Here is a 12,694-nt window from a genome sequence, read left to right on the forward strand (position 1 = left end):
CATTTCAAAGTTTAAAGAGCTTACTATGCAGTAAGCTCTTTATTCATAACTATTTATTTCACAATCGGCAATGTTACTTCACTTAATTTTACTGTAAGCTTCGTGCCCGCTTTCGGTCTAATTGTATAATCATAGTCACTAGCGATTAAAATGACCCCTATTTGATGCCCCGCTTTAAATACATAATCATCAGGCTGCATATCCCATGTAAATGTATAATCTTTGCCCGGTTGAATCGCTGTTGAATTTTCTATACTCTTTAAGTTTTGTGGATCCATCCAGCCTCTCGTTACAATTTCCGGCTTTGCTCCACCATAATCAACAAGTAAAGCAGTTAAATTTGATACAGATCGATCAATATTTCCTCTAATTGAAATCTTTGGTGTACCGCTTATACGCGTATCTTTTTGAAGTACAGGCATTGTATACACTAATCGATTGGCTACTTCTAATTCTGGGTTTGCTATTAATTGATTTGATTTCATTTTTGCATCATCTACGAATGAGAAAACTTTATTTGCAGAGCCCATACTTAATGGCAAATTAACTGCTTTGTTACTTAAATACATACGAACTTTTGACGGTACAGCTGCTGGATCCGGCCAATTTTTTATTTTATCCCAAGTTTTATTTTCACGTTGAACATCAACCATTGGTTCATTCATAATTCCATTTTCAATTCCATACAACCAATAATCGAGCCATTTATTTTGTGTTCTTTGCCAGTCATTCGTTGATGTTCCACCATGTCCACCCTGATGTAACCACATTTTACGAGGAACATTATTTTCTCCAAGTGCATCCCACCATTGCGCGAACTGCTTCGTCTTTACATTCCAATCATTTAAACCATGAACAACAAATACGCTTGCTTTTACATTTTTAGCATCTTTTACATAATTACGTTTATCCCAAAAATCATTATAATTACCAGTTTTTCGGTCTTGTCCAGCTGTTAACTCTTTTATTACTTGTCCGCAAACTTCAGGATTTTCTCTTGTTAGAACTGCTTCTGCCATATTATCAGTATCTTCTCCTTGGTATCCACCTGGCGCAATGACTGCACCGTTTGCACGATAATAATCATACCAACTACTAATCGCTGCGATTGGAATAATTGTTTTTAAACCTTCAACACCAGTCGTCGCTACAGCATTCGGTAACGTACCATTATAAGAAACTCCTGTCATACCTACATTTCCTGTAGACCAATCAGCCTTAACTTCCTCACCATTTTCTGTATACGCTTTCGCACGTCCATTCGCCCAATCAATGACCGATTTCGTCCCTAATATTTCTTGCTCATCCCCAGTAGTCGGACATCCATCTGATTTACCAGTTCCAATACTTTCACCTAAAATGACTGCATAGCCTCTTGGCACATAATAATTTCCGTATGAACCAAGATTAACAGCTCCATACGGTTTCCCTTCATACGCATACAATTCTTCATCTACATTATATACAGGAACATCTTTTAAGCCAGATCGATATGGACTCATTTCATAAATAACGGGAACTTTCACATTCGAATCAGTTTTTGGACGCATAACTTTTACTGATACACGATCCTTTTTTCCATCTCGATCACTATCAACTTCTGTTTCTACAAATAAATTTTCAATAATTGCTTCATCAAGCGAATAAATCGGTTTTGTCATTCCATTTTCTAATTCTATCTTCGTGTTTGAACGTACCGCTTCTGAAACATTTCCATTTAACTTCACATCATTCTCATTTATGTAGTTTGTTTCTTTACTGTCTGCATACGCAGTCATACTAGAAACTCCTGACGTAATTGATAAAGATAATATTGCTGATAGTGCTGCTATTTTCTTTTTCCCCATACCCTTCCCTCCCCATATATTTCTCCTTTTACTATACACTAAAATTACAGAAAATTCAGTTTATATTTTATGCAACAACTTGAAAAATTTGTATAACACTCTTCAAACGAGCTTTCGAGTTTATATTTTATGATTTACTGCTCTCATATAATCAATAAAAAACATCGCCTAATAATAGACGATGCTTCTAATAGTATTGAATTAAACATTCTTCATATCAATATAAAATCGTATTTCTCCATCTATAGTAGATACTCCATAGTCAAAACCATGTCTTTCTAAAATGCTTTTTACGATCGCTAAACCTAATCCTGTACCTGAATGGTCTTTACTGCGAGAAGATTCTAAGACGTAAAAAGGTTCCCAAATTTTATCGATATCTTTCATTTGCTCAGTGTTCATACCATTTTGAATTTGAAAATATATATTTTCATTTCGATTTTCTAAAGTAATTTTTATATTTTGATTTGCTGTATATTTTATCGCATTAGATATTAAATTTTGAAACACCATTCTCATTTTATTTACATCAGCATAAACAACTGCATCGCCAACATTATAGTTCACATGCAAATTAATTTCTTTCGATTCCAGTTCAATCTTATGCTTATCTAATATACTTTGTACTAGTGATTTAATATCGAATTCTTCTTTTTCTAAAACATCTCTTTCTAGTTTAGAAAATCGTAATAACTCTTCAATTAGGTTTGAGATGTGATCAGTTTGTTTTATGATTGTATCTATGTATGTACCATCATCTAAACCATCTTTTATTCCCATAGAATATGCTTTCACTAATGCGATTGGAGTTTTTAATTCATGCGTCACATCACCCATAAATCGTTTTAAATGTTCATTTCGATCTGTTAAATCTTCATGCGCTTCATGTAGTTTCTCACTCATAATATTAATACTATTAGCTAAGTCCCCTATTTCATCATTTGTTTTCACTTTCGCTCGTTCAAATTTCAAATTTGAAATATCTTCTGCAACATTACTTAATTCTTTCAATGGTCTGGTGATTGTTGTTGAAAGTATCCATACAAGTACGATAATGAGAAAAATCGTAATGCCAAAAATATAAAAATAAAATGAATTTAACGTTTTTATTACTTCATTAGAATTTGCGATCGAAACTCCTACCAAAATTAACATATCGTCTTTCGCAATGTATTTCACAAAAAAACTAGATTTAATCTTTTCTTGATCATATATTTTATTCGCTTGCCCGAAGTTCTTTACTTTCATTACTTCTTCTTTTGTAATCCAAAGTTTATTAAGGGCAACCCTTTTCCTTGTAAGTTGCATACGTAACTCATCATTAATTTGATCTTCCGAATTGTTAATCAATGTATACGCAATCGTAACATTTCCTTTATTTTCAATACTAGTAATTGCTTCATCCAGTTGTTTGCTCGGTATGGACTGTATTTGTGCTGTAATACCTTCTAAACTTTCTCGCGTTTTGTAAATATTATATTTCGGTAAAAGATAGTTAATTAATAATAAAGAGATTGTAAAAATAAGAATAACAGTTAAAGAAATGCTGAGAAATAGCTTTTTTCCAAGTTTATTCACTCTGCTCCTCCAAACTATATCCTAAACCACGATGCGTCTTTATAATATTTTCTCCTACTTTTTTACGTAATCTTCTTACATGTGTATCAACAGTTCGCTCTTCTCCAAAATAGTCAAATCCCCATACGATATCTAACAATTTTTTACGAGTTAAAATCATGCCTTTATGATTTAAAAAACATTTTATTAATTCTAGCTCTGTTTTTGTAATATCTAACTCTTTGTCATTTTTATAAACTTTATTTTTAGTGAAATCTATTTTCAAATCTTGAACTTGAATGACATCATTATGCTGTATAAGCTTTTTCGCCCTAGTTATTAATACGCCTGGATGAAATGGTTTTTTTACGTACTCATCTGCACCACTTTGAAGCGCCGCTAATTCGTCTTCGCTTTCACTTTTCGCCGTAAGCATTAATACTTTAACGCTTGAGTTCTTTTTTATTTCCTGACAAACAGTAATACCACTATGTTTCGGCATCATCCAGTCTAAAACAGCTAAATCAATTTTTTCATCATAAAATATTTGAAGTGCTTCTTCTCCATCTTTCGCTAATAAAACTTCGAAGCCTTCTTTCTCGAAATAAGCTTTTAAAATCCTTAACATATCTTGTTCATCATCTGCTATTAATACTTTCATACATTATCCTCCATTGCTTTTAAACAAAAACCAATTGTATTATATAACTTCTTTGTTACATAAATGTGACAGAAAAATATTTAAACTTTTTAAGGGTATAGTAAAGACGAGGTGTTGTACTATGATTAAAAAAATCGGGTTCATTACTCTTCTTTGTTTCTTATTATCAACAAATGTGTTCGCAAATACAAATCAACAAATTGAAGTGTTTGATTGTCAAAAAGAAATGGTCGTTCAAAAACAATCTTTAGATCCAGCTATCCAAAAAGAAGCTGTTCAATATGCTAAATCCATTACTGGCCCGTTCAAAAACTTAAACGTCGTTCCAAAAGATGGTCACATGATAAAGATCCCTTTATCTAAACCAGTTTCTATTACAAATCAATGGTTACATACAACAATTGATGAAGTACTAATTCTTCTACCGCTTAATCAAAAGCCTTATATTATGCTTTACGATGATGAAAACAACCCGCATTTTTATTATGTGAAAGGTGATCCTGTATTACTATTGAAACAAATGAATGTTAAAACATAATTGATTAGCAAAAAGAGACTTCATAAGCTTATTTTTCGAAGCTGGGGTCTCTTTTTTACTAATATAATACTTTATAGTGACTAAATCCTTTATATACTTCCCCCTTCACAAATCCATTTACAGTATAAAACGCATCGCCTTGCTTTGTATCTGTATGTAAAACAACCACTTTAAAATACTTTTCCGAATGAGATAATAGCCGGTTTAATAACAAGTTCCCTAGCCCTACACGACGATAGTCCTTTGAAATATAAAATCTCCTTACCCTACCAATCTTATTGTTTTCTGTATATGGATCCTCATTTAGCCCTCCTATTCCAATTAACTTTTCCCCTTGAAAAATCCCAAATAAGCATTCACCATTTTTATTAAATGTGTTTATTTTATTTTCATATTCACTTATTAGTTTTATTAGGAAATAAAACCCTTCGTCTTTGCTTTCTTGAACAAGGTAATCGTGTTCGTATATCATTAAATCTTCTATTTGTTGAATATGTATATCTTTCAAGTGATTTCCCCCTTAATTTGAAAATACATAAAAATGCTCAAGAATCATTTATTCTGAGCATTTTTATGGTTGTTACTTTATTCAATTCGTAACATGCGTATTCTTCACTTCAGATGTAAATCGATAATATAGTTGTTTTATTTTATTATGAAAATATAAGAGCCTTGCTACACTCTAGTGTGTGGTAAAGCTCTTTAAAGTTATTTAATTTCTATACATATAAAGATATTTGTACTCAAAAAATCATTAATAAAGTTGTTTAATTCTTATTGAACTAAGGCAATTGTTTGTTTAAGTGAATACTTTTACATTTATAATGTCTCTCAAATATAATATTAGTTTATATATTCACTATTCTTCTCTAACAGGTTCATGATAAATTATAATTTGTTAATCGATATGTTTGTGTAACCACTGTTCAAATATCTTGAACTGTTCTTCAGTATGAAAATAATGTTCACCTGTCTCCATGACTTCTAATTTACAACGATGTTTTTTTGTAAAATAGTTAATAGTTTCAAATTCGCACAGTTCATCCTTGGATCCGTACATAATATATGTATCTGTATTCCATGTATTAATAGGATGTTCTTTTACATAACATAAATAATCCCAATATAACTTTTGACCAATCGGTGTCTCTATAGTCATTTCTTTTTGCAAAAGCTCTGGTGTTACATTAAACCATTTCATCATATTTTCGATAATTCGTTCCATATTAACTACTGGTGATAAAAATAATGCCTTTTCTATCACATCATTTTGATAAGCTAAAAGGCTAAAATAAGCTCCTATACTACATGCAAACACGCTTACTTCTTTCCAATGTTCTTTTGCGTAATTCATAATTATAGATAATTCACTAACACAAAACTGTACTTTGCAAGGAGTATTATCATTTTTTCTGTCTCCATGCTCAGGTAAATCAAAGCTTAATACTTGATAACCTTTTTGATTAGCTTCTTCAGCTAATATTTGAATAACTGCATCTTCCTTATTTGATATATTTCCATGTACTGCAATAAAAACTCTTTCACTTTTATCTCCCCACAAAACCGCGGGAATATTACTAATGTTAAAATTATCTTTCAGCATATTTCCTCCGTGGAATAAGATATATAGGAATTGGCAAAAAACTGCACACACTTAATAATCCTCTACTCAGTTTTTAAAAAAATCAAACTATTACTAATTTATCACAAATGATTCTACTCCGTTCGTGGAAGAAGGATTTTTAAAATATTATATGATTTTTTAAATGACTTTATAATCTCTGCACAGTAGGCAATATCCCCTTTAGCTCCATTAAATCATCTATTACTAAATCCGCCTGCGCAAGTTCATCTTCTTGTGCAAAATCAAAATTACATCCAATCGCAATCAAGCCATTATCTTTAGCTGCGTTTATATCAGATAAACGGTCCCCAACTACCGCTGCTTCTTTTATCTCATATTTGTTCAAAATACTTTTTACTAAGTCACTTTTATTAAGTGAGTTTATTTGTTCAATACTAAACGTTTCAGTAACCCACTGGTCTAAAGAATAATAAGATACGATTGCTCGTAAATATTCAGTTAAACCATTACTAGCAATATATATTGAACAATTATTTTCTTTTATGTATGTAAAAACTTCTTTTACGTTCGGATATAAAGCACCTTTTCCACTCTTAATGTTTTCAATTAGTCTTTCTAAAAAATATGCATCTGTTTGTTCTCTTACTTTAAGAGAATGATGCGGTAATAAAGCTTCCCAAACTTTCGGTAATGGCACACCCATAATTTCACGATATTTTTCAATAGGTGTTACCGTATCCCATAACTGTAATGATCTTAAGTGATCAAATGTATCATCTAACGATAATTCTAAAATTTTATCTGTCTGAAATAACGTTCCGTCCATATCAAAAATTAATGCTTGTAACATGTCATTCTCTCCTTTTGAACTATAAGTATTACTCGATATATTTTTCAGCATCTCCACGATAATTTCTGAACAATAATTTGCGGCAGTTTTCGCGAAGTCATCATAGGAAACTTGCGCTTCATCGTCTGCACTGTCAGAAATACATCTTATAACGAGAAACGGTACTTCATTTATGTAAGCAACATGTCCAATTGCTGCACCTTCCATTTCTGTACAATGCGGCGCATATTCGTCTATTAATTTCGCTTTTAGTTTTGAATCTTCAACAAAACATTCACCGCTGACAATTCTTCCTTCATGAACCTCTATATGTAAACTACTACTATTGCATGCTGTACGTGCTAACTCTATTAATTCCTTACTTGCATTAAATTCTTCTTGGAACGGGAATAAGTTTTTCATTTGAGTTTTACTTACATCATGATGGGTAACATTCGTTGAAATAACTACATCACCAACTTTTACACCAGGGTGTAATCCGCCAGCAATACCCGTATTGATAATAGCATCTACATGAAATTTATGAATTAATGTTTGCGTACATGCGGCTGCATTTACTTTTCCTACACCACATCTTGTAATAATCACTTCAGTTCCCATGAATTCGCCAATGTAAAAAGGCATTCCCGCAATCGTCTGTTCCTCTTGTATAGCTAGTTTTTCTAAAAGTAAGTCTATTTCAATTTGCATTGCTCCGATAATGCCGATTCTGTTCATGTATCTTGTCCCCTTTTTCACTCTAAATAAGCCTCAAATATTCATCAATATCTTTAGAAATTTGTCTAAAAGCTTTATCCCAGAACGCATAACCTGTTATATCTATTTCAAAATGTTTTTTCATAAGCTCTTCCACTGGAGCTTTTCCTGTTTCTCGTAAAAACTCTTTATATTTCGAATGAAAAGTACTTTTACTTTCTTGAGCTATTTCTAATAAACTAAAACTAGCTAAATACCCAAATGTGTATGGATAATTATAAAAAGGAACATCTACAATATAAAATTGAACATATTTCATCCAAACAAACGGCTGATATTCTGATAATGCATTCCCGTATGCTTTTTCTTGCGCTGCTATAGATAATCTCTCGATTTCATCAGCACTTAAAGGACCTTCTTTACATTTTTCATAAAAATTCTTCTCAAATTCAAATGATGCTCGAATTGCCATTACATAATTACAACAGTTTCTTATTTTCCAACTAAGCAATGACTTTTTCATATCTATACTATCTGTTGTTTGAATTAGATAGTTTATAAGCACGGTTTCAAAGAATATAGACGCCGATTCAGCCGTACTCATTGGCAAATAATCATCTAAAAAAGAAGAGGATTGCTCAAAACTCATATTATAAAAGTGCCAAGCATGTCCTAGTTCGTGTGCAAGTACTCTTACACTATCAATACTTCCGTCATAACGCATAGAGATCCGTGATTCTTTTTCACCGAAGAAAGGAGCACAAAAGCCACCTGGTGGTTTATTCTCTCTCGGTTCCGCATCTACCCATCCATTCTCTATTGCATTCCGTGCAAATTCTGCTAATTCTTTATCTATATTTTCAAACGCATCGTATATGCTTTGAAGTGCTACTGAAAAAGGGATATTAACCTCATTATTTTCCTTTACTGTCATAAGTTCATGCCATGTAATTGAAGATTCCCCCTTCTTATACACGTTTAAAGCACTTACTAATGTATCAAGATTTTCTTCTGTCGCATTCCACATTTGTAATAATACAGTTTCAGAAATACCATTCGCATGTAGAGATTGAGTTAAAATCACTCTATCTTCTAATTCATTACTCTTTGTATTGCGTAATCTCCCTATTTGATTTAAGACAGTAGCGAAGATTTCTTTTTCCTTATGTAAGGCACTTGTTAATAACTCGAATACTTCTAATCTTTCCTTTTCATTATCACTATTCATTTCAATATTATTTGCTTGGCCAAATGATAATTGCTTATTATCGTGCTCTATTTCTATTTTATTCCTTAATTGTATGTACATATTTTCCCATGCGTTAAGTTCATCTTTTATTAACCTAGTATTAATATTATCGGAAGTTTCCACTTCACTTTTTTGTATTACTTGCTGCACTTCTCTTTTCAGATTTTTTACTGTAGCAGTCAATATGGTAAGATCAGATGAAACACTTTCTTCAGCTGATCGGCAATACAAAAAGTATTCTGCTTTTTCAATAGCTTGTATAAGTTTTGAAAGAATCGCTACATCTTTTGTCGCATAATATTGTTCTTTCAGCCCCAATATTGGAGTTAAAATATCCTCAATCGGATACAATCGATCTAAATCCCACTTAGCAATTTCATTCACTTTTATAGCCGCCTCCTATTTTTACAAATAGTTACAGATGTTTCTCCCCACACAATTATAAACGAAATGTAAAAATTTTAATATCTTTAAATATTTCGATTTATACAAACACATTCTTATTTATATTCTTTTCTTCTGCTACTGAAACTCACATAACATAAACATATGAATGCTACGGCTACTGGAATCAGTATTACTCCTCCAATAAAAGGATAAACTACTATACAACATGTAAAAGCTACTATAGAAAAAATTTTACCTAACCTATTCTTTATTAATTTCATTCCAGAAGCAGTACCTACTATGTATGTAACAATCCCTAACGAATTCGGTATTAAAACAATTTTATCTATACTAATATGGAAAACGAAACTTATTAACAAACCTATTATTGCAATACAACCTACAACTTTTACTGCATTTGTTGGTGTTTCTCTTTTTTTATTAATATGTGCTAAATAACGCGGTGCAACTTCTTCTTTTCCTAGTGAATAACCTAGGCGCCCCATACTTGCGATAAATGCATTTGTCGTCCCTAAACAAATGATAAAAGCTACAAATCCAATTATCCATGAAAATTGGCCGCCTAATGTTTGCTTGATTACAAGCACGAGAGCTGTCGTATTATCAGTATTTATATGATAAGATTTCGTTCCAATTACTGATAATGCAATACCAATATATAAAACTCCAATAATAACGATCGCAAATCCCGTAGATAAAATAATATTTCTTTTTCTAGGTGTTTTAAATTCTGGAGCCAAACTTGCAATGGCTTCCCAGCCGAAAAAAGACCAAAAAATTAATAAAGATGCATCTAAAATCGAATTTATTTTTTGCATATAAATATATACATTTATATTTTTCATTTCAATATAAGGTAGTGAGCTAATAATCGTTACAATTAAAATAAAGAAAGTTAATACACCAATACACACTTGAAACCAACCACTCATTTTTAACCCGTATAAATTAAAACCAATTGAAATACTTAAAATAATAAGCGCTATAACGTAAGAGAAATATGGTGATAAAGCAAACACTCTCACTATATACATTCCACCAGTCATTGAGACTACGATTTGACCAACACTACCCGCAATAAAAAAACACCATCCTATAATAGCACCTATATTTTTACCGAAAGCTTTTTCTGCAAACGTGGCAATTCCACCTGCACTTGAGTACTCAATCGATAAAAAAGCGAACGTAAATGCAAGTGGAATACTAAGTAATATCATAACAAGCCAAGAAACAATCGCATTCCCTTCTGCTACACTCGCGGTCATACCAGGTAATATAAGGATTCCCGATCCTAAAACTGCTCCGACATATAAGACTGTTCCCCTTTTAATAGAAATTGTTTCGTCAAAATGATTAGACATTACAAGCACCTCCATTTATATTTTAATTATAGAAAGTTATCAGTCTATTCAATATACAAAATTGTATGTATTTTTACATAAGGCTTTATATTATGTATTTGTTTAAGAAATTTACTTTCAATTTTGCAAAGGAGCATAATTCATGGATGAAATTGATAAGAAAATAACGCTATTACTACAAGAAGATGCCAGAATGACAATTACAGAAATGACCGAACACTTACACCTCAGCCGCCCTAGTGTTACCGAAAGACTAAAGAGATTACAAGATACTAGAATAATTGAAAAATATACCGCACGGATATCATTAGATGCAGTTGGAAAATCAATTCAAGCATTTTTAAGAATTGAAAATCTAAAGATTCCTTGTAAAAAATTTGAGGAGAAAATCTACGAAGAATATAGAATACTCGAATGTCATCGAGTAACAGGTGAAAGTAGCTATTACTTAAAAGTAGCGGTTCACTCTATGAAGGAATTAGAGGAATTAATTGATTTCGTTATACCATTTGGAACAGTCAAAACTTCGATGATTTTATCTTCACCGATACCATATCGACCGATTATTACTGATTAATAAGAAAAAGGATTGATCAAAAGATCAATCCTTTACTCTACCTCATTTAAGAAGAACAATGTTAATGCACCAGGTCCTGTATGCGCACCAATTGCTGCTCCAATTGTATTTATTATAAATACTTCACAGCCAAATCTTTCAGTAATTAATGCTTTTAATGCTTCAGCTGTTTCTAAGTCATCACCGTGAGTCATAGCGATTGTTTGACCTTTAAGGTCTTTTCCGCGCTCTTCCATAATATCTACAATTCGGCTTAGTACTTTCTTTTTCCCTCTTACCTTTTCAAGTGGTACAAGTTTTCCTTCTTGCACGTTTAAGATCGGTTTAATGTTTAGTAAACCACCGATAAAACCAGCTACTTTACTTAAACGCCCACCTCTCACTAAGTACTGTAAGTCAGCTACTGTGAAGATATGTTCTATATGGTTCATTAGAAAATCAACACGTTTTAAAATATCTTCTTTGGATGCGCCGTCTTTCGCCATTTTAGCAGCTTCTAATACGACAAGCCCTTGACCAAGCGAAGCACATTTCGTATCAATAATTTCTAAATCTAAATCAGCATATGTTTCTTTCACTTCTTCTTTAATAACAACTGACGATTGATATGTACCAGACAGTTCAGATGAAAAAGCTAAATATATACAAGGATTACCTTCTTTTGCATAAGAAATAAATTTTTCTTGGAAAGTTTCAAGTGAAGGCAATGACGTTCTATAAACAGCGCCTTCTCTCATGTTTTGCAATAATGTAACTGACTCTAATGTAACTCCATCTAAATACTCTGTTTCTGCTTCATCATAAACACGGAGTGGAATTAAATCAATATCATATGCTTGCAGCAATTCTACCGGTAAATCCGCCGCACTATCCGTAATGATTTTAACACCCATTTTTAAACCTCTATTCTGTTATAAATATAAAAAATATAAAATAAAAATAGTACTTTTAAATTATATACGTAAAACTTAAATGAAGAAAGGAAAAGACTTTATATTGTATGCACTATTCTTCAAAACTTGAACTGTTATTAAAAATCATTCCATTTTAACCATTTTTTTATTGTTATTTTTTCTATAACACAAATAATTTTATGGGAATTTTACATAATTGCATTTAAATTATTTAATTTAGGATAATCTTTTCAAATTTATACTGTTTAAAATTTAAAAGCTAAATCCAATAAAGTAGTGCTTTGTTTTACTGAAAAGAGGTTGCGGAAACAACCGCCTATTTATTTGGAATAAAATAAAACTTTTATATAAAGGGTCCATAATTAAATACACTTAACTTCATATGATATATTGCATCCTTTCTTTTTAGAATGAGTAGTCATTACTGAAGGGCACTTTTCGAAGTGCTCTT

The 12,694-nt window shown here is 31.7% G+C and carries 11 protein-coding genes; 2 read left to right on the plus strand and 9 right to left on the minus strand.

The window, feature by feature from the left end:
- Nucleotides 1–53: 53 nt before the first annotated feature.
- The 3 genes from NHG49_RS14715 to NHG49_RS14725 all read right to left on the minus strand — a co-directional run bounded on the left by NHG49_RS14715 (nt 54) and on the right by NHG49_RS14725 (nt 4,065).
- Nucleotides 54–1,847 carry a Xaa-Pro dipeptidyl-peptidase gene (locus NHG49_RS14715; protein WP_154131985.1) on the minus strand — a complete coding sequence of 598 codons (1,794 nt, stop codon included), beginning with the start codon at nt 1,845–1,847 and terminating at the stop codon, nt 54–56.
- 201 nt (nt 1,848–2,048) lie between these two features.
- Nucleotides 2,049–3,425 (minus strand): sensor histidine kinase, encoded by a 1,377-nt coding sequence (locus NHG49_RS14720; RefSeq protein WP_098102870.1) that lies wholly within the window; start codon nt 3,423–3,425, stop codon nt 2,049–2,051.
- Entirely contained in the window at nt 3,418–4,065 is a 648-nt protein-coding gene (locus tag NHG49_RS14725; protein WP_098102871.1) for a response regulator transcription factor, read from the minus strand. The genes NHG49_RS14720 and NHG49_RS14725 overlap by 8 nt, the downstream gene beginning before the upstream one ends.
- A gap of 121 nt (nt 4,066–4,186) precedes the next feature.
- Here NHG49_RS14725 and NHG49_RS14730 point away from each other — a divergent pair, with 121 nt between their 5' ends.
- Nucleotides 4,187–4,603: a hypothetical protein gene (locus NHG49_RS14730; protein WP_064475544.1), complete on the plus strand. Its 417-nt coding sequence runs from the start codon at nt 4,187–4,189 to the stop codon at nt 4,601–4,603.
- 58 nt (nt 4,604–4,661) lie between these two features.
- Here the strand turns inward: NHG49_RS14730 and NHG49_RS14735 are convergent, their stop codons facing one another.
- The 5 genes from NHG49_RS14735 to NHG49_RS14755 form a co-directional block, all read right to left on the minus strand.
- A complete protein-coding gene (locus NHG49_RS14735; RefSeq protein ID WP_064475545.1) occupies nt 4,662–5,111 on the minus strand; it encodes a GNAT family N-acetyltransferase in 450 nt (149 codons plus the stop codon).
- Nucleotides 5,112–5,501: 390 nt separating this feature from the next.
- On the minus strand, nt 5,502–6,206 hold the full coding sequence (locus NHG49_RS14740; protein WP_154131823.1) for an alpha/beta hydrolase: 705 nt from the start codon (nt 6,204–6,206) through the stop codon (nt 5,502–5,504).
- Between the two features lie 169 nt (nt 6,207–6,375).
- A complete protein-coding gene (locus NHG49_RS14745) occupies nt 6,376–7,755 on the minus strand; it encodes a 5'-methylthioadenosine/adenosylhomocysteine nucleosidase (RefSeq protein ID WP_064475546.1) in 1,380 nt (459 codons plus the stop codon).
- A 22-nt stretch (nt 7,756–7,777) separates the two neighbouring features.
- The gene (locus tag NHG49_RS14750; protein WP_064475547.1) at nt 7,778–9,367 is read right to left on the minus strand and encodes a M3 family metallopeptidase; all 1,590 of its coding nucleotides are present in this window, start codon (nt 9,365–9,367) and stop codon (nt 7,778–7,780) included.
- Nucleotides 9,368–9,483: 116 nt separating this feature from the next.
- Nucleotides 9,484–10,752 (minus strand): APC family permease, encoded by a 1,269-nt coding sequence (locus NHG49_RS14755; protein WP_103655043.1) that lies wholly within the window; start codon nt 10,750–10,752, stop codon nt 9,484–9,486.
- A gap of 142 nt (nt 10,753–10,894) precedes the next feature.
- On the opposite strand from NHG49_RS14755, the gene NHG49_RS14760 reads away from it, so the two are divergent.
- Entirely contained in the window at nt 10,895–11,329 is a 435-nt protein-coding gene (locus tag NHG49_RS14760; protein ID WP_098111695.1) for an Lrp/AsnC family transcriptional regulator, read from the plus strand.
- A gap of 32 nt (nt 11,330–11,361) precedes the next feature.
- Here the strand turns inward: NHG49_RS14760 and NHG49_RS14765 are convergent, their stop codons facing one another.
- A complete protein-coding gene (locus tag NHG49_RS14765) occupies nt 11,362–12,222 on the minus strand; it encodes a DegV family protein (RefSeq protein WP_149173540.1) in 861 nt (286 codons plus the stop codon).
- Nucleotides 12,223–12,694: the final 472 nt, after the last annotated feature.

This window comes from Bacillus sp. IBL03825, assembly GCF_024712505.1.
GTDB classification, from domain to species: Bacteria; Bacillota; Bacilli; order Bacillales; family Bacillaceae_G; genus Bacillus_A; species Bacillus_A wiedmannii.